The sequence below is a fragment of the Xanthobacter flavus genome (assembly GCF_017875275.1).
Classification (GTDB): domain Bacteria; phylum Pseudomonadota; class Alphaproteobacteria; order Rhizobiales; family Xanthobacteraceae; genus Xanthobacter; species Xanthobacter flavus_A.
In genome coordinates this window covers 3,749,930-3,768,512 of the sequence record NZ_JAGGML010000001.1, presented here as the reverse complement: position 1 = coordinate 3,768,512, position 18,583 = coordinate 3,749,930, and the positions used below count along the sequence as shown (strand labels likewise).

At 67.6% G+C, this 18,583-nt stretch carries 10 protein-coding genes; 5 read left to right on the top strand and 5 right to left on the bottom strand.

Going from position 1 to position 18,583, the window contains the following annotated elements; all coding sequences use genetic code 11:
• Positions 1 to 236: 236 nt before the first annotated feature.
• From J2126_RS17815 to J2126_RS17795, 5 genes are all read left to right on the top strand, one after another.
• Complete coding sequence (locus J2126_RS17815) at positions 237 to 1,607, top strand: malonyl-CoA decarboxylase (RefSeq protein WP_209488198.1); 1,371 nt, start codon at positions 237 to 239, stop codon at positions 1,605 to 1,607.
• A gap of 61 nt (positions 1,608 to 1,668) precedes the next feature.
• On the top strand, positions 1,669 to 3,198 hold the full coding sequence (locus J2126_RS17810) for a malonate--CoA ligase (RefSeq protein ID WP_209488197.1): 1,530 nt from the start codon (positions 1,669 to 1,671) through the stop codon (positions 3,196 to 3,198).
• Between the two features lie 165 nt (positions 3,199 to 3,363).
• Positions 3,364 to 4,368 carry a TRAP transporter substrate-binding protein DctP gene (dctP, locus tag J2126_RS17805; protein WP_209488196.1) on the top strand — a complete coding sequence of 335 codons (1,005 nt, stop codon included), beginning with the start codon at positions 3,364 to 3,366 and terminating at the stop codon, positions 4,366 to 4,368.
• A 108-nt stretch (positions 4,369 to 4,476) separates the two neighbouring features.
• Complete coding sequence (locus tag J2126_RS17800; protein ID WP_209488195.1) at positions 4,477 to 4,983, top strand: TRAP transporter small permease subunit; 507 nt, start codon at positions 4,477 to 4,479, stop codon at positions 4,981 to 4,983.
• On the top strand, positions 4,983 to 6,305 hold the full coding sequence (locus J2126_RS17795) for a TRAP transporter large permease (protein ID WP_209488194.1): 1,323 nt from the start codon (positions 4,983 to 4,985) through the stop codon (positions 6,303 to 6,305). The genes J2126_RS17800 and J2126_RS17795 overlap by 1 nt, the downstream gene beginning before the upstream one ends.
• 4 nt (positions 6,306 to 6,309) lie before the next feature.
• On the opposite strand, the gene J2126_RS17790 is transcribed toward J2126_RS17795, so the two are convergent.
• The 5 genes from J2126_RS17790 to J2126_RS17770 form a co-directional block, all read right to left on the bottom strand.
• Positions 6,310 to 7,197, bottom strand: coding sequence for a transglutaminase family protein (locus J2126_RS17790; RefSeq protein WP_209488193.1), 888 nt, complete (start codon positions 7,195 to 7,197; stop codon positions 6,310 to 6,312).
• Positions 7,198 to 7,357: 160 nt separating this feature from the next.
• Complete coding sequence (locus J2126_RS17785) at positions 7,358 to 9,865, bottom strand: circularly permuted type 2 ATP-grasp protein (protein WP_348634332.1); 2,508 nt, start codon at positions 9,863 to 9,865, stop codon at positions 7,358 to 7,360.
• A 173-nt stretch (positions 9,866 to 10,038) separates the two neighbouring features.
• Entirely contained in the window at positions 10,039 to 13,464 is a 3,426-nt protein-coding gene (locus tag J2126_RS17780) for a DUF2126 domain-containing protein (protein WP_209488192.1), read from the bottom strand.
• A 195-nt stretch (positions 13,465 to 13,659) separates the two neighbouring features.
• Positions 13,660 to 16,881, bottom strand: a complete 3,222-nt coding sequence (locus J2126_RS17775) for an efflux RND transporter permease subunit (protein ID WP_209488191.1) — start codon at positions 16,879 to 16,881, stop codon at positions 13,660 to 13,662.
• A gap of 27 nt (positions 16,882 to 16,908) precedes the next feature.
• A complete protein-coding gene (locus J2126_RS17770) occupies positions 16,909 to 18,225 on the bottom strand; it encodes an efflux RND transporter periplasmic adaptor subunit (RefSeq protein ID WP_209488190.1) in 1,317 nt (438 codons plus the stop codon).
• Positions 18,226 to 18,583: the final 358 nt, after the last annotated feature.

The following is an 18,583-nucleotide window of genomic DNA, read 5'->3' as shown; positions in this document are numbered from 1 at the left end:
AATTCTTGCATACATGATTGTTGACAAAAAATGCAGCTGGGTCTCTCTTAAGCTGGCGATACGGCGGGATCTGGCGATATGACCTATCTTGATACCGAGATGGCAGTACGCGGCACCCCACGCCGGATCATCCGAAAGAATGGTTCTCACCGCGCCGTGCCGGGCTTGCCTTCCCGAACCGAGCGCCGTCCCATGACGTTGGCGATGTCCGGCATCGTAGCTGGTGGAGTGCGACGATGAGTTCCAACGCGTCCTTCTTCGGCGATCTTCTCACCACCATCGCGGATCGCGGCCGCGCGCTGCTGGACCGCAATGCCCGCGTCTCCGGCGCCACCAAGGCCGCCACGCTGGTGGACCGTTGTGAGCAACTGCTCTCCGGCCGTGGCGAGGCCTCGGGCGTCGCGCTCGCGTCCGACATCCTCGATCGCTATGCGCGGATGAAGACGGGTGAGCGCATTGCCTTCTTCGAGGCGCTCGCCGAAGCCTTCGGGCCGGACCGCACCCGCCTCGATGCCGCCATCGCCAGCTATGGCCGCACGGGATCGGATGCTTCGGCCGCCGAGCTCCACCTCGCCAGCGAGCCGCGCCGGCAGGAGCTGTTCCGCCGCTTCAACATGGCCCCGGGCGCGACACTTTCCCTCGTCCGCATGCGCGAGCATCTGATGGACGCCATGGTGCTCCGGCGCGACCTCGCCGCCGTGGACCGCGACTTCGGCCATCTGTTCTCGTCCTGGTTCAACCGGGGGTTCCTTGTGCTGCGACGCATCGACTGGTCGACGCCCGCCAACGTGCTGGAGAAGATCATCCGCTACGAGGCGGTGCACGCCATCCGCGACTGGAACGACCTGCGCGCGCGGGTCGACAGCCCGGACCGGCGTTGCTACGCCTTCTTCCATCCGGCACTGGTGGACGAGCCGCTGATCTTCGTGGAGGTCGCCCTCACCAAGGATATTCCCGGCGCGATCGCCCCGGTGCTGGACCAGTCGCGCGAACTGCTGGAGCCGGAAAAGGCCACCACGGCCGTCTTCTATTCCATCTCCAACTGCCAGCGCGGGCTCGGCGGCGTTTCGTTCGGCAATTTCCTGATCAAACAGGTGGTGGAGGAGATTTCCCGCGAGATTCCTTCGCTCACCACCTTCGTCACGCTCTCGCCGGTGCCCGGCTTCCGCGCCTGGCTCGACGGCGAGCGAAAGGCTGAGGCACCAGCCGCCCTCACCGCCGCCGACAAGGAGGCGCTGAAGGCGCTCGATACGCCGGACTGGGCGGAAAAGACCGAGGTGCGCGAGGCGCTGACGCCGGTGCTGAGCGCGGCCGCGGCTTATTACTTCCTCATCGCCCGAACCGCCAAGGGCAAGCCGGTGGACCCGGTCGCCCGCTTTCACCTCGGCAATGGCGCGCGGCTGGAGAAGATCAACCCCATGGGCGACCTGTCGGCAAAGGGCATCGCCCAGGCGGCGGGTCTCATGGTGAACTACCGCTATGTCCTCGCCGACATCGAGAAGAACCACGAGGCCTTCGCGGGCAAGGGCGAGGTGGTCGCGAGCCCGGTGGTGAAGAAGCTGCTGCGGGCGGACGCGGCGGCCCGCGCGCTCGTTCCGGTTTCCTGAGCTTGCCCGTGTCCTGAACTGCCCGCAGCGCCGCCGGCACTGTCGCCAACGAGACGAAGACATGACCGAGAACCACCTCTTCACCGCCATCCGCGCCGCCATCCCGGCGATGGACAAGCCCCTCGCCCGCCTCATCGATGGCACGGTGGAGACCTATGGCGACGCGCTGGCCCTCTCCGCTCGCCTCGCCAATTTTCTGGTCGCGCGCGGGGTCAAGCCGGGAGACCGGGTGGCGGTTCAGGTGGAAAAATCCTGGCCGGCTCTCGCGCTTTATCTCGGCGCGATCCGGGCCGGGGCGGTCTATCTGCCGCTGAACACCGCCTATACCCTGAACGAGGTCGAATATTTCCTTTCCGACGCCGAGCCCACCGTCTTCGTGTGCCGGCCGGAGATTGAACAGGACGCACGCGCGCTCGCCACCCGGCTCGGCGTCGGCGCGGTGGAGACGCTTGGCACCGACGGCAAGGGGTCGCTCACCAGCGCGGCCTTAGGCTTCCCCGACACCTTCGAGGATGTGGCGCGGGGGCCGGAGGATCTCGGCGGCATCCTCTACACCTCGGGCACCACGGGCCGCGCCAAGGGCGCCATGCTCACCCACGCCAATCTGCTCTCCAATACGCAGACGCTGAAGGACTATTGGCGCTTCACGGCGGATGACGTGCTGCTGCACGCGTTGCCCATCTTTCACACTCACGGGCTCTTCGTCGCCACCAACATCGTCCTGCTGGCCGGCGCCAGCATGGAGTTCCGCTCCAAGTTCGATCCGAAGGAGGCCATCGCCCTCATGTCGGCGGGCAAGGTGACGACGCTCATGGGCGTGCCCACTTTCTACACGCGCCTGCTCGACCAGCCCGGCCTCACCCGCGAGGCGACGAAGGGCATGCGCCTGTTCGTTTCCGGCTCCGCGCCTTTGCTGGCTGAGACCCACCGCGCCTTCGAGGAGCGGACGGGCCACGCCATTCTCGAGCGCTACGGCATGACCGAGACGGGCATGAACACGTCCAACCCTTATGACGGCGCGCGTATCGCCGGCACGGTGGGCTATCCCCTGCCCGGCATCAGCGTGCGCGTCGTCGATCCAGAGACCGGCGCGGTGCTGCCCGCCGGCGAGATCGGCATGATCGAGGTTCAGGGGCCAAACGTGTTCAAGGGCTACTGGCGGATGCCGGAGAAGACCGCCACGGAATTCCGCGACGGCTTCTTCATCACCGGCGACCTCGGAAAGATCGACGAGACCGGCTACGTCCACATCGTCGGGCGCGGCAAGGATCTCGTCATCACCGGCGGCTTCAACGTCTATCCCAAGGAAGTGGAAGGCGAGATCGATGCCATCCCCGGCGTCGTCGAGAGCGCGGTCATCGGCGTGCCGCACCCCGATTTCGGCGAGGGCGTCACCGCCGTCATCGTCGCCCAGAAGGATGCGACGCTGACGGAAGATGCCGTCCATCGGGCCCTCGAAAATCGTCTTGCCAAGTTCAAGCAGCCGAAGCGCGTCTTCTTCGTCTCCGAACTGCCGCGCAACACCATGGGCAAGGTGCAGAAGAATATCCTTCGGGAAACCTACAAGGACATCTATCGTAACGTTGCGTAAGATATCCTGCCGCATTGGCGGGATTGGGCTGACGGCGGGACTACCGCCTCGGCCGACCGGCCGGGGAAGCCGGGGCGGGCAACCGCATCGGCTCCCTGAACGACCGGAAAACGAAACGGGAAACGCCACAGGCCGCATCCAAGCCGGCCGCACGGGAGGAAAGCCATGATCGGATCACGGACCATCGCGCGCGCCTGCGCGCTCGCCTGCGCCATCGCCTTTTCGGCGCCGGCCCTGGCACAGGACATCACCCTGCGCGCCTCGCACCAGTTTCCGGGCGGCAAGGGAGACCCGCGCGACGAGATGGTGCAGATGATCGCCCGCGACGTCGCGGCCGCCAATGTCGGCATCAAGATCCAGGTCTTCCCCGGTGCCTCGCTGTACAAGGCGAACGAGCAATGGGGCGCGCTGACGAAGGGCCAGCTCGACATCTCGTCCTTCCCGCTCGACTACGCCTCCGGCCGCGTGCCGCAATTCTCGGTGACGCTGATGCCGGGCCTGGTGCGCAACTTCGACCGGGCCGAGCGGCTCAACAGCTCGCCCTTCATGCAGGACATCAAGAAGATCGTCGAGGCGCAGGGTGCCATCGTGATCGCCGATGCCTGGCTGTCCGGCGCCTTCGCCTCCAAGAAGGGCTGCATCACGGGGCCCGACAGCATCAAGGGGCAGGTGACGCGCGCCGCCGGCCCCGCCTTCGAGCAGATGCTGGCCGCCGCCGGCGCCTCCATCGCCTCCATGCCCTCGTCCGAGATTTATTCCGGCATGCAGACCGGCGTGCTTGACGCCACCAACACCTCCTCCGAAAGCTTCGTCTCCTATCGCCTGTTCGAGCAGGTGAAATGCCTGACCGCGCCGGGCGGCAATGCGCTCTGGTTCATGTACGAACCCGTGCTCATGTCCAAGCAGGTGTTCGACCGGCTGAAGCCCGACCAGCAGAAGGCCATCCTCGCCGCCGGGAAGAAGGCGCAGGACTGGTTCGCGCAGGAGGTGCGCAAGGGCGACCAGAAGCTCGCGGACACCTTCAAGAAGGCGGGCGTCGAGGTGATTGAAATGTCAGCCTCCGACTATGACGCCTGGCTCAAGGTGGCGCAGGCCAGCGCCTACAAGAACTTCTCCGAGAAGGTGAAGGGCGGCGACGAGCTGATCAAGAAGGCCCTCGCCGTTCAGTGACGGGACGGGCGCGCTGCGCCCGCACGGCTTCCGCCCGCCGCGGCCTGATGGCGGCGGGCGGCCCCGCACAAGCCCCAGCACACGCCCACGCTTGCCCCCGAGGCGCTCATGACCCGCTCCTTCCTCCACGCCGTGGACTTCCTGTCGCGCGCCGTCGCCATCCTCGCCGGGCTGCTGCTCGTCGCCTCCATGGTGGTGATCTGCCAGATGATCTTCATGCGCTATGTGTTCCGCGCCCCCACCATCTGGCAGACCGACTTCGTGGTGTTCACGGCAACGGCCGCGGTCTTCCTCGGCGCGCCCTACGTGCTACTGACGCGCGGCCATGTGGGCGTGGATGTCATCGAGCTCATGGCGGCCAAGCCGGTGCAGCGGGCGCTCGGCATCATCGGCGCGGTGCTCGGCCTCCTGTTCGCCATCGCCATGACGGTGGCGAGCAGCATGTTCTTCCATGAGGCCTACGTGAACGAATGGCGGACCTCCACGGTCGCCGCCATCACCCTGTGGATTCCGCTGCTGCCGCTGCCCGTCAGCTTCGCCCTCCTCTCCCTCCAGTACGTGGCCGAGTTGGTGCGCCGCATCTCCGGCACGGACGGCTTCGGAGCGCACCCGTGATGACCCTCTCCCCCACCACATCGGGCTTCGTCGTCATCGGCATCCTGTTCGCGCTGCTCGCCACCGGCATGCCCATCGCCTTCGCCCTCGGACTTACCGCCATCTTCGGTCTCTTGATGGCGAGCGGCTGGGGCGTGTTCGAGGTGCTCGCGGAGACCATGTTCGCCGGCATCGCCAATCTCGCCTACGTCTCCATCCCCATGTTCGTGCTGATGGGCGCGGCGGTCGCCGCCACCCCCGCGGGCCGCGACCTCTACGAGGCGCTGGACCGCTGGCTGAACCGGGTGCCGGGCGGGCTGGTGCTTTCCAACATCGGCGCCTGCGCCATCTTCGCCGGCATGACGGGATCAAGCCCCGCCACCTGCGCCGCCATCGGCAAGATGGGCATTCCGGAGATGCTGAAGCGCGGCTATCCGGCCTCGGTGGCCACCGGATCGATCTGCGCGGGCGGAACGCTCGGCATCCTCATTCCGCCCTCGGTGACGATGATCGTCTACGGCATCGCCACCGAGACTTCCATCGGCCGGCTGTTCCTCGCCGGCGTGATGCCGGGGCTGATGCTGACCGCCATGTTCATGGCCTGGTCGCTCTACGATTGCCGCCGCAAGGGCTTCCGCTTCGACGACCGCGGCAGCCGCTTCTCCTTCGGCCAGAAGCTGGAAGCGCTGCCCAAGGTGCTGCCCTTCCTCATCATCATCCTCGGCACGCTCTACGTGCTCTACGGCGGCGTGGCGACGCCCTCCGAGGCGGCGGGCGCGGGGGCGTTCCTGACCCTCGGCGTGGTCATCATCATGTACCGGTTGTTCCGCCCCAAGCCGGTCTTCGAGATCTTCTCGTCCACTTTGCGGGAGAGCGTCATGATCATGATGATCATGGCCTCGGCGGAATTGTTCGCCTTCGCCCTCTCCTCGCTTTTCATCACCCAGACGGTCGCAGCCGCCATCGCCGGCCTGGAGGTGAACCGCTGGGTGCTGATGGCAATCATCAACCTCTTCCTGCTGGTGGCCGGCATGTTCCTGCCGCCGGTGGCGATCATCGTGATGTCGGCGCCGCTGCTCTATCCGATCATCGTGTCGTCGGGCTTCGATCCCTACTGGTTCGCGGTGATCCTCACCATCAACATGGAGATCGGGCTCATCACGCCGCCGGTGGGGCTGAACCTGTTCGTGGTGAACGCCATCGCCCCGCAGGTGCCGACGGCGCAGGTGCTGAAAGGCGCCCTGCCCTACGTGCTGCTGATGCTGGGCGGCATCGTCATCCTCAGCGTCTTCCCCGGCATCGTCACCTGGCTGCCCGACGCGGTGATGGGACCAGTGAACTGATGCCTCACCGGGCCGGGACCGGAACCACGTCCACGCCCACGGCGAGGATGTGGTCTCCGGACGAGACGATCACCCCGTCCACCGGCGAGACATCCGCATAGTCGCGGCCGACGGCGAGGATGATATGGTCGTCCCCCGCCGGGATGGCGTTGGTGGGATCGAGCCCGATCCAGCCGAAGGCCGGCCCGCACCACACCTCTGCCCAGGCGTGGGTGGCGTCCGCCCCCTCCAGCCGGGGCTGGCCCTCGGGCGGGATGGTGCGGAGATAGCCGGAGACGTAACGCGCCGGCAGGCCGAGGCCGCGCAGCCCCGCGATCATCACCTGCGCAAAGTCCTGGCACACGCCCGCCTTCGCCGCGAATGCCTCGTGGGGCGAGGTGGTGACGATGGTGGCGCCGGGCTCATAGGTGAATTCGTCGTGCACGCGGTGCATAAGCTCCAGCGCCGCCTCCAGCACCGGGCGGTCGCCGCGGAAGCTGGTCGCCGTCCAGTCGGTAATGTCGGCGTCGATGGGAATGGCCCGGCTCGGAAACAAGCCGTGGACCGCCGCATCGGGACCAAGGTCCGGCTCCTCCAGCGCCACGACGCGCACTTCGTCCACCAGCGGGGTTGCGGCGGGGTCGGGCAGGGGCGTCGCGGTCACGTCCACCCGGCTGCGGGTGGTGATGGAAAGATGGCCGTGGGGCTGGTCGATGGTAAGCCAGGTGAGCCCGTTGCCGAAAAAATCGGTGCCCTGCTCCAGTTCGGCCGGCTCGGGGTCCACATCGAGAATGTGGGCGATGACGTGCTGGTGGCCGAAGCGGTCCATCGGCGTCATGCGCAGCACCTGCCGTACCACGCGCACCGGCACCTGATAGCTGTAAGTGGTGGTCTGGCGAATATCGTAGAGCATTGTGCGTTGCTTTCGCTCAGGCGCCGCGCGGGCTGTATTCGTTGCTTTCGCTCAGGCGCCGCGCGGGCTGTATTCGTTGCTTTCGCTCAGGCGCCGCGCGGGCTGTTTTACGTTGCTTTCGCTCAGGCGCCGCGCGGGCTTTCGGCTCGCGTGGCTCGCCTCACATGCCGATGGTCAGCGTCATCTCCGGGGAATGTCCCTGGAGGAAATAGTGGGACGATACCTCGTCGGAGAGCTGCATCAGCATCTTCTCCATGGCGTCGAACCATTCCGGCTCGAAGCTGTCCGACGTGCTGGCCGCAAGCTCCGCCTGCATGCGGGCGACGATGCGCTCCCAGAGCGGCGGCGGGGCATCCTGATCGCGGCCGGGGAGCACCTTCAGGTGGTTCGCCATGCGGTGCACCTGGAAGGCCACCGAGCGCGGATTGTCCGGATCGAGCAGCACGAGGTCCAGCACCGGCCCGCGCGCCTCCATCATCACATAGCGCGTGCGGTAGGTGATGAGGCTGTCCGCCACCTGCAGCAACGCATCGAGCGAGCCCTGCGGCGCGCCTGCCTCGCCAAAGGTACGGGCGAAGCGCAGCGTGCCGATGGCCCGCTCCGTGCGCCGGCCGATCTCCAGGAAGCGCCAGCCGGTGAGCCGGTTCATGTTCTCCGAGGCAAGGCCCGAGAAGGCGGCGATGATGCGCAGGGCCGCATCCGCCCGCTCCGCCACATCTGCCTCCGAGGGCGCGGCGGGAACGGGCTGGTAGACGCAGGTCTCAAGATCCACCAGCGCGCGCCACGCATCGGGCGAGAAGCGGTCGCGGATGACGGAAGCGGCCGCCCGCGCCGCCTGCACCAATTGCGGCAGGGCGCCCGGCAGGTCGCGCCGCGTCAGCACGGCCACCGCATAGCGCGCGGGCGTGGCGCGGGCGAGATCGCGCGGCATGGCGCCCCAGGCCCCGAGCAGGCCGAGCAGGCGCGACACCAGGGGGCTGGTGCCGGTATCCCCGCTCTCGGCCAGACGCCCCACCAGAACGCGGGAGAGGCGCAGCGTCGCTTCGGCCCGCTCCACATAGCGGCCGAGCCAGAACAGGTTGTCGGCCGCCCGGCTCGGAAGGGTGCCGGATGAGCGGCGGACCTTCACATTGGCCGGGCTGGGCAGCAGCGTGGCGTCTGCCTGCTCGCCGTCCGCCAGCACCCACACGTCGGCCGAGCGATCGCCCTTCTGCATCGATACGGCGCGGGCATCGGCGGCCGAGGAGATGCGGCAGAAGCCGCCCGGCATCACCGACCAGCCCTTTTCGGTGGCGGTCAGGAACACCCGCAGCATGAAGGGGCGCGGGGTGAGCTTCTCCCCGGTCCACACCGGCGTGGTGGAGAGGCGGGCGATGTCCTGGCCCACCACATCCGCCCCGCGCCGCGCGAGCAGCGTCGAGAGGCGACGCCGGTCGGCCTGGGTGAGGTCCGCACCCAGCACCGATCCGCCATCCGGCAGGCCCGGAAGCACCCGGCCGAAGGCGGAGGAGATGACGAGTTCGTCCAGATGCTCCATCACCTGCGCCCGCTCGGCCGGCTGCCCGCACCACCAGGTGGCGACGTGCGGCAGGCTGAGCGGTCGCCCGGTGAGCCGGGTCGCGATGCGCGGCAGGAAGGCGAGCAGCGCCGGCGCCTCGATGATGCCCGTGCCGAGCGCATTGGCCAGCGCGACACCGCCCATGCGCACCGACTGCACGAGGCCCGGCACGCCGAGGCGCGAACGGGCGTTCAGCTCCAGCGGGTCGGCGAAATCCGAATCGAGGCGGCGCAGCAGCACGTCGATGCGCCTGAGGCCCGCCACCGTGCGCACATGCAGGGTATCGCCCCGCACGGTCAGGTCCTCGCCCTCCACCAGCAGGAAGCCGAGATAGCGGGCGAGCAGCGCGTGCTCGAAATAGGTCTCGTTGAGCGGACCGGGCGTGAGCAGGCCGATGCGCCCCTCGCCGGTTCGGTCGAGCTTCATCAGCGAGGTGCGCAGCGCCTGGAAGAAGGCCGCGACCCGCTTCATGTTGAGATCGCGCGACACGTCCGGCAGGGCTCGGGTGGAGGCGAGCCGGTTCTCCAGCGCATAGCCGGCACCGGAGGGCGCCTGGGTGCGGTCGGCGAGCACCCACCAGCGGCCATCTGGACCACGGCCCACATCGGCGGCATAGACGCGCAGGAAGCGCCCGCCCTCGGGCCGCACGCCCACCAGTGGCCGCAGGAATTCAGGGCTGCCGGCCACCGCCGCCGCCGGCAGGTCGCCATCGGACACCAGATGGCCCTCACCGTAGAGGTCTTGGAGCACCTCTTCGAGCAGTTCGGCCCGCTCGATGAGCCCCTGCGAGAGGGTTTCCCAATCCGCTTCGCCGATGATGAGCGGCATGTGGCTGAGCGACCACGGCCGCTCCCCCCCGCCGGCATCGTCATAGACGCGGTAGAAAACGCCGCTGTCGCGCAGGTAGCGGTCGGCCGCGGAGAAGCGGCGGCGTAATTCCTCGGAGCCGAGTTCGGCGAGGGCGGCGAGGAAGGGCTGCCAGTGGCGGCGCGGCTGGCCGTCCGCGTCCATCATCTCGTCGCGGGTGGCCGGCAGGGTGCGGTAGCCCCCGATCAGGCTTTCGGCCGCGGCCCGCTCGAAAACCTCGCTGCGCTGCTCCGCACCCGACACGATCACCCCTTCCGCGGGCACCCCTGCCCGCGCGTCAACATCCTGTGCCCGGTGGGACCGGGTTCTCCATTATGCCCGCGGCGGCGCCAGATGCACCCCTCTTCGGAGCGCTTCCAGCCTGCGCCCGCCGCGGGACACTCCCGCGACAGGCCCTTCGGGACCGGCGGGCGGCCTCAGGCGCCGGCAGGGCGCCGCAGGTCGAGGGTGGTCGGGAACTCGTCCGGCGCCGTTTCCAGCACCACGTCGAGGGTGCCGGGGCTGTGGCCGAAGGTCTGGAAGCGGGCGAGGCGCCGCGCCTCCGCCTCGTAGGAGTTCACGGGGAAGGTGTCGTAGTTCCGTCCGCCCGGATGGGAGACGTAATAGACGCAGCCGCCCCGGGAGCGCTCGCTCCAGGTGTCCACAAGGTCGAAGGTGAGCGGCGAATGCACCGGGATGGTCGGGTGCAGGCCCGACCACGGCTGCCACGCCTTGTAGCGCACGCCCGCCACATAGGTGCCGTTGCGGCCGGTGGGGGCCAGCGGCACCTTGCGGCCGTTGCAAGTGAGGATGTGACGCGAGGGGTTGAAGCCCTCCACCTTCACCTGCAGGCGCTCCACGGAGGAGTCCACATAACGCGCCGTGCCACCGGTGACGCCTTCCTCGCCGAGCACGTGCCAGCATTCCAGCGCCTGGCGAACCTCGATGTCCACGCCCGCCTGCTGGACCTTGCCGAACGCGGGGAAGCGGAACTCGAACTGGGCGCGGAACCACTCGGGATCGATCTGGTAGCCGGCGTCCGAGAGGTCTTCCACCACGTCGAGGAAGTCCTGCCAGACATAATGCGGCAGCATGAAGCGGTCGTTGAGGATGGTGCCCCAGCGGGTGCAGTGGCCATGCACCGGCTTGTTCCACAGCCGCGCGATGAGAGCCCGCAGCAGCAGCTGCTGGGCGAGGCTCATGCGCCAGTCCGGCGGCATCTCGAAGCAGCGGAATTCCACCAGGCCCAGACGGCCGGTGGGGCCGTCCGGCGAATAGAGCTTGTCGATGGAGATTTCGGTGCGGTGGGTGTTGCCGGTGACGTCCACCAGGAGATTGCGCAGCAGCCGGTCCACCAGCCACGGGGCCGGCGGCTCGCCCTTGCCGGGCGGCGGGAACTTGGAGAAGGCGATCTCCAGCTCATAAAGGCTGTCGTGCCGCGCCTCGTCCACCCGCGGATGCTGGGAGGTGGGGCCGATGAACAGGCCGGAGAAGAAATAGGACAGGCAGGGATGCCGCTGCCAGTAGAGCAGCAGGCTCTTCAGCACGTCCGGCCGGCGCAGGAAGGGGCTGTCGGCGGGGGTGGAGCCGCCCACAACCACATGGTTGCCGCCCCCGGTGCCGGTGTGGCGCCCATCCACCATGAACTTCTCGGTGCCGAGGCGCGCGAGCCGCGCCTCCTCATAGAGGATGCGGGTGATCTCCACGCAGCCGGCCCAGCTATCGGACGGATGGACGTTCACCTCCAGCACGCCCGGATCGGGCGCGATACGGATGAGGTTGAGGCGGTAATCGAAGGGCGGCGGATAGCCCTCCATGTGGATGGGCGTGTTCAACTCGATGGCCACCTGCTCAAGGGCGGCGATGAGGTCGAGATAGTCCTCGAGGATTTCCACCGGCGGCAGGAACACGCACAGGCGGCCGTTGCGTGGCTCGACGCAGAGCGCGGTGCGGGTGTCGGCGGTGAAGACCTGGGTGTCGTACTTGGCGATATACTCGCGCGCCAGCTCCTGCGCCCGCTCGCCGACGCCGTAGGCCTCGGTGCGCGGGGCGATGGAATGGCGCGGCATCCCGCCCGGGCCGCCGGGCGCGCCGGCGTCATGGCCATCGGCGCCCGTGCCGGCACCGCCCTGCCCCGCGGTGTAGCGGGCGGCGAAATCGGCGGCGTCGGGCAGCGGGTCGCGCGGCTCGAAAGGGTCGGCCTCGACGATGTAGGGGTAGCGCGTGGGCGCCAGATACTGCAGAGATTCCAGCGGCAGGCGGTAGCCCATGGGGCTCTCGCCGGGGATCAGGAACAGGAACTGGCGACGGTAGGTCCATTCCTCCGAGCGCCAGGCCGGGCCGGTCGGGGTCCACACCCGGCGCAGCGGCAGCACCGAGCCGGTGGCGGTGCCGAGGCCCTGGTTGAAGGTGCGCGCCAGCATGCGCCGCTGCACCTCGTCCGCCATGCGCGGATCGCCGGGGGCGATGTTCTCGGGAAGGTTCTGCTCCTTCCACATGTAATAGATGTTGTCCTCGAACGCCTGCTGGACGAACTGGCTGCCCACGGCGAGCTTCTCGGCCACCGCCTTGCAGAAGCGCTCGGCATCGGCCGGGGTCACGCCGTAGTTCACCTTCTCGTCGGCGATCAGGTCCTCGCGCTGCCAGATGGGCTGGCCGTCCTTGCGCCAGAACAGGTCGAAGGACCAGCGCGGCAGTGTTTCGCCGGGGTACCACTTGCCCTGGCCGTAGTGCAGCACGCCCTCGGTCTCGAAGCGGCGGCGCAGGCGGCGGATCAGGTCGTCGGCGCGCTCGCGCTTGTGCGGGCCGAGCGCCTCGGTGTTCCACTCCGGCGACTGGTAGTCGTCGATGGAGACGAAGGTGGGCTCGCCGCCCATGGTCAGGCGCACGTCGCCGGCCTTGAGGTCCTCGTCCACCTTGTGCCCGAGCTCGTCGAGCGCGGCCCAGGTCTCGTCGGAGAAGGGCAGCGTCACGCGCGGCGCCTCGGCGACGCGGACCACCTGCATGTCAAAGCCGAACTCGACCTCGGCCTTCTCGTTCACATAGCCCGTGATGGGCGCGGCGGAGCTGTAGTGCGGCGTGGCCGCGAGCGGGATGTGGCCCTCGCCGCACAGGAGGCCCGAGGTCGGGTCGAGGCCGATCCAGCCGGCGCCGGGCACGAAGACCTCGCACCAGGCATGCAGGTCGGTGAAGTCCACGTCCGTGCCCGAGGGGCCGTCGAGGGCGGCCACGTCCGGCTTCAGCTGGATGAGATATCCGGAGACGAAGCGGGCGGCGAGGCCGAGGTGGCGCAGGATCTGCACCAGCAGCCAGCCGGTGTCGCGGCAGGAGCCGAGCTTACGGCTCAGCGTCTCGTCGGGCGTCTGCACGCCCGGCTCCATGCGGATGACGTAGCCGACCTCGCCCTGCAGGCGCTGGTTGAGATGGACCAGGAAGTCGACGATACGGGTCTTCTCGCGCGGAACGGAGGCGAGATAGTCGGCGAACAGCGCGCCTTCATCCTCCAGCTCCAGATACGGCGCCAGCTCGGCCTTCAGCGCCGGCGCGTACTCGAAGGGGAAGTTCTCGGCATATTCCTCGACGAAGAAGTCGAAGGGGTTGACGATGTCAAGCTTGGCGAGGAGGTCCACCTCGACCTTGAACTCCGACACCGGCTCCGGAAACACGATGCGGGCCAGCCAGTTGCCGAACGGATCCTGCTGCCAGTTGATGAAGTGGTCGGCCGGCGAGACCTTCAGCGAATAGGCCGGGATGTCGGTGCGGCTGTGCGGCGCCGGCCGCAGCCGTATGACCTGCGGCCCCATGGAGACCGGGTGATCGTAGGTGTAGCTCGTGACGTGATGCAGGCTCGCGAGGATCGACATTTAAGGGCACCAGGTCCTGCGGGCGACAGCCCAGGGATAGGGTCGGCGGAGGGATCGGCGGAAGCGCCGGGAGCGGATCGCGTGTCCCACCAAGGTTAGACAAGCCAGACAGGAGGCGGAAGCGCGACTTTGCGGCGGCAACCGCCCCGATCGGGAGCAGTTGCCGCAAGATAAGGCAAAGCTGACGCGCCCGGATCAGGCAGATGCGGGCGCCGGGGGCACACCCGCGCTGGGTGCGGGAGGTGGCTCGGGCGGCGTATTTCCAGCGCCATGGCCAGCGGTCGGCGTCTTCTTGCCCTTGCGCCGTTCCTCGAAGCGCTGGAGCACCGTGTAGAAGGACGGCACGAACAGCACCGCGAGGCAGGTGGAGGCGAGCATGCCCGACACCACCGCAATGCCGATGGATTTGCGCGAGTTGGCGCCGGCGCCGGTGGCGAACACCAGCGGCAGCACGCCGAGGATGAAGGCGAAGGAGGTCATGAGGATGGGGCGGAATCGAAGGCGCGAGGCCTCCACCGCCGCATCCATGATCTCCATGCCCTCCGCCCGTTTCTCGCGGGCGTACTCGACGATGAGGATCGCGTTCTTGGAGGCGAGCGCGATCAGCAGCACGAGGCCGATCTGGGTGTAGAGGTTGTTCGCCACGCCGAGGCCGAGCAGCGCGCTGACGGTGCCGAGCAGCGCCAGCGGCACCGCGAGGATCACCGACATGGGCTGGATCCAGCTCTCATACTGGCCGGCCAGCACGAAGTAGACCAGCAGGATGGCGAGCCCGAACACGTAGTAGATCTGATTGCCGACCGCCTTCTCCTGATAGGACATGGCGGTCCACTCGAAGCCCGTGCCCGGCGGCAGCGTCGAGGCGGCGATCTGCTCCATCAGCGACAGCGCCTGGCCGGAGGAGAAGCCTGCCGCGTTGGTACCGACGATGGTGGACGAGGGATAGAGGTTGTAGAGCGAGATCAGCGGCGGACCCAGCGTCATCTTCACGTCCACCACGGTGCCGATGGGAATCATGGCGTTCTGGGTGGGCGAGCGCACCTTCAGCTGCATCAGGTCGGCCGGGGTGACGCGGAAGCCCGCGTCGGCCTGGATGTAGACCTGGAAGACGTTGCCGAACTTGTTGATCTGGTTGACGTAGGTGGAGCCGAGATACGACGAGATGGTGTCGAACACCTGGCCGACGGTGATGCCCAGCGTCTCCGCCTTGATGCGGTTGACGTCCACCTGGATCTGCGGGGCACCGGCGCGGAACGAGGACGAGACGTGGCTGAGGGCCGACTGGGCCCGCGCCTTGTCCACCATGGACGTAGTGATCTGCTCCAGCAACTGGTAGTCGAAATTGCCGTTACGGATCTGCGGCTGCATGGTGAAGCCGGCGGCGTTGCCGATGCCCTGGATGGCCGGCGGCACGAGGATGACCACCTCCGCCTCCTCGACGTCGGAAACCGCCTTGTTCAGGTTCTCATACATCGAGAGCAGGTCCTGCCCCTTGGTGGCGTAGCGCACGTCCCAGGGGGTCAGGGTGATGTAGGTGACACCCGCATTGGCAAGGGTGGAGGAATTGTCCAGCACCGAGATGCCGGAGATGGCGAGCACGGTCTGGACGCCGGGCACCTTGCGGATGCGCTCGGAAACGTCCGCCATCACCTTCTTGGTCCGGTTGAGGTTCGAGGCATCCGGGAGTTGGACGTGGGCGAGGAAGTAGCCCTGGTCCTCGATGGGCAGGAAGGCGGTGGGGATGCGGGTGAGGCCGTAGCCGGCGACGCTCATGAGCGCGATGGCGATGAGCACCATCAGCTTGGAATGATGCACCATGCGGCTGATGAGACCGGTGTACCAGTGCTCCGCCTTGCCATAGATGGCGTTGAAGCCGCGATAGATGAAGTTGCGCTTCTCCGGTGGCACCGGCTGGCGCAGCCACAGGGCGCACTGGGTCGGCTTCAGGGTGGCCGCGTTGATGGCCGAGATGAAGGCGGTCGCCGCGATCACGAGGGCGAACTGCTTGAACATCTGCCCTGACAGGCCGGGAATGAACGAGGCCGGCAGGAACACGGACATCAGAACGAGCGTGATGCCCACCACGGGCCCGAACAGCTCGTCCATGGCCTTCTCGGCCGCTGGCTGCCCCGCCATTCCCTCCTCGATGTGCCGCGCCACGCCTTCCACGATCACGATGGCGTCGTCTACCACGATGCCGATGGCGAGAATGATGGCGAACAGGGTCGAGAGGTTGATGGTGAAGCCCATGGCGTCCATGGCGGCGAAGGCGCCGATGATGGTCACCGGCACGGTCGTCGCGGGCACCAGCGTGGCGCGCCAGTCCTGCAGGAACAGCAGGATGACGACGAGGACGAGGATCGCGGCCTCGAACAGGGTCTTCCACACCTCGTCGATGGAGGCGGTCACGAACAGGGTCGTGTCGAAGGGGATGGCGTAGTCGAGGCCTTCGGGAAAGTTCTTCTTCAGCTCCTCCATCTTCGCCGCGACGCGCTTGGCCACGTCGAGGGCGTTGGCGGCGGGAAGCTGGAAGATGCCGATGCCGGCCGCAGGCTTGTTGTCCTGCATGAAGTCCTTGGAATAGCTCTGTGCCCCGAGCTCCACGCGACCGATATCGCGGATGCGGACGATCCGACCGCCGTCGGAATTGTCCACCTTGACGATGATGTTCTCGTAATCCTTCACATCATCAAGGCGGCCGGACACGTTGACCGTGTACTGGAACGAGGCGTTGGACGGCGCCGGCGGAATGCCGAGCTGTCCGGGCGTGACGAGCTGGCTCTGCTTCTGGATGGCGTTGGAGATGTCGGTGGGCGTGAGGCCGAACGCCTGCATGCGGTCCGGGTCCATCCACACGCGCAGGGCGTAGGTGCCGGCGCCGAACACCGCCACGTTGGCGACGCCCTCCACGCGCTCCAGCTCGTTCTGGACGTTGATGATGGCGTAGTTGTTCAGGAACAGGCCGTCATACTTGCCGGTGGGCGAGGTCAGGGTCACGAACTCGAGGATCGAGGTGCCCTTCTGCAGGATGGTCACGCCCTGCGCCTGCACCGCCGTCGGCAGCGAGGCGAGGGCGATGTTGACGCGGTTCTGCACCAGCACCTGCGCCATGTTCGGATCGGTGCCGATGGCGAAGGACACGACCAGCGTGTAGGTGCCGTCCGAGGCCGACCACGACTGCATGTAGATCATGCCCTCGACGCCGTTGACCTGCTGCTCGATGGGCAGGGCCACGGTGTCGATCATCGTCTTGGCGGACGCGCCCGGATAGGAGGTGGTCACCGACACCGTGGGCGGCACGATGTTGGGATATTGCGACACCGGCAGGCGGATCAGCGAGACGAGGCCGATCAGCACGAAGACCAGTGCGAGCACGTTCGAGAGGACCGGCCGCTCGATGAAAAAGCGCGAAATCATGGGCGCTGCCTCAGGTTCGAGGGCGGGTCAGTTCTTCGGCGTCGCAGGGGTGGCACCCGGCGTCGCCGGAGCATTGGGGGTCGGCGGCACCGAGGGGATCGCGCGGGCCGGCGCATCGGCGGGAGCGACCCCGGCGGGCTTCGGCAGCGGCTTGGTCCCGTCATCCACCGGCGCGGCGACGGCGACGATCTTGCCCACCTCCACGTCGATCTTGGAGCCGGGCACGGCGCGCTGCATGCCATTGATGACCACGCGGTCGGTGCTCTTCAGGCCGGTCAGCACGGCGCGCAGGCCGTCCGCCTGGAGCTGGCCGAGGGTGATCTGCGTCTGGCCGACCACGTTGTCGGAGCCCACGGTGAGCACGTAGGGACCGAGCTGGTTGTAGCTGACGGCCGAGTCCGGAACGAGGATGGTCGAGGCCGGCTGGCCAAGCGGCACCCGCACGCGGGCGAACAGGCCGGGCAGCAGCACAAAATCGTCGTTCTGAAAGAGGCCGCGGACGGTGAGGGTGCCGAGGTTCGGGTCCACCTGCGGCGCGATATAGTCGATGCGGCCGGCATGCGGGTAGCCGGTCTCGGTCTGGAGGCCGATCTCGATCGGGATATCCGGCAGGTCGCGGGTCAGGCTGGTGAGGGAGCGGCCCTGCTTGGCAAGCTGCTCCTTGATTCGCAACACCTCCTGCTCACTCAGCGTGAACCACACCCAGATCGGATTCAGCTGCACGATGGTGGCGAGCTTGGTGGGGCCGCTGTAGCCGACGAGGGCGCCCACGTCCTGGAGGTGGGCCGTCACCGCGCCGTCGAACGGAGCATTGACCTTAGTGTAGCCGAGATTGATCTGGGCGAGTTGCAGCGACGCCTGCGCGTTGGCGACCTCCGCCACGGCCGAGTCGCGCTTGGCGCGCGCCTGGTCGAGGGTGGCCTGCGAGGCGAAGTCCTGCTTGGCGAGCTGGGCCTGGCGGTTGTACTCGGCTTCCGCCTGCACCTGCGACGCCTGGTTTGCGGCCAGCGTCGCCTTCGCCTGGTCCAGCTGTGCGATGTAGGTGTCCTGCTCGATCACGAACAGGGTGGTGCCCTTCTTGGCGAAGGCGCCGTCCTTGTAATTGATGTTGGTGAGGAAGCCCTGCACGCGGGCGTTCAGGTCCACCGAATTGATGGCGGCGGTGTTGCCGGTCAGTTCGAGGAAGCGCGTCACCGGCTGCTCCAGCACGGTCGCGACCGTCACCTTGGGGGGCGGCGGAGGGACGTAGGTGTTCTTTTCCTCGCACGCGGACAGGAGGAAGGCAGCCCCGAGGGCCACGCTCGCGCAGCCCAGTCGACCCGACACCCGGATACCCCCCACCATACCATTACCCCCACTCTGCAGTCGCGGCGGATACTAAGCAGAGGGTTATTGCGTGTCCATGAAAGGAATTGCCCGCAAAGCCCTTCCGTGCAGATTGACGCCGCACCTGTGCAGCGCGGCAACGCTTCGCCGGACGGCTGCTATGCGAGGGGCCGCGCGCCCCTCGCATTGACATTGCACCGACCCGTTCATAAGTGTCCGCGTAGTGCGCTGCCCGCGGAAGCGGGGCGGTTGCGGCTGCGCGTTTGTTCGCTGCGCCCGCCTGTCCCGCCTTCGGACTTGCTGACGCCCCATTGCGGGTGTCCAACGGCGCGCATCGTTGCCCGGAGGTCCGGCGGTCCGTCTCCGCCCTCCTTCA

Excerpts from the sequence above, each read along its gene's own strand:
- J2126_RS17795 (WP_209488194.1), top strand. The coding sequence starts at position 4,983 with ATGACCCTCTCCCCCACCACATCGGGCTTCGTCGTCATCGGCATCCTG.
- J2126_RS17800 (WP_209488195.1), top strand. The coding sequence starts at position 4,477 with ATGACCCGCTCCTTCCTCCACGCCGTGGACTTCCTGTCGCGCGCCGTC.
- J2126_RS17780 (WP_209488192.1), bottom strand. The coding sequence starts at position 13,464 with ATGTCGATCCTCGCGAGCCTGCATCACGTCACGAGCTACACCTACGAT.
- dctP (WP_209488196.1), top strand. The coding sequence starts at position 3,364 with ATGATCGGATCACGGACCATCGCGCGCGCCTGCGCGCTCGCCTGCGCC.
- J2126_RS17815 (WP_209488198.1), top strand. The coding sequence starts at position 237 with ATGAGTTCCAACGCGTCCTTCTTCGGCGATCTTCTCACCACCATCGCG.
- J2126_RS17775 (WP_209488191.1), bottom strand. The coding sequence starts at position 16,881 with ATGATTTCGCGCTTTTTCATCGAGCGGCCGGTCCTCTCGAACGTGCTC.
- J2126_RS17810 (WP_209488197.1), top strand. The coding sequence starts at position 1,669 with ATGACCGAGAACCACCTCTTCACCGCCATCCGCGCCGCCATCCCGGCG.
- J2126_RS17770 (WP_209488190.1), bottom strand. The coding sequence starts at position 18,225 with ATGGTGGGGGGTATCCGGGTGTCGGGTCGACTGGGCTGCGCGAGCGTG.
- J2126_RS17790 (WP_209488193.1), bottom strand. The coding sequence starts at position 7,197 with ATGCTCTACGATATTCGCCAGACCACCACTTACAGCTATCAGGTGCCG.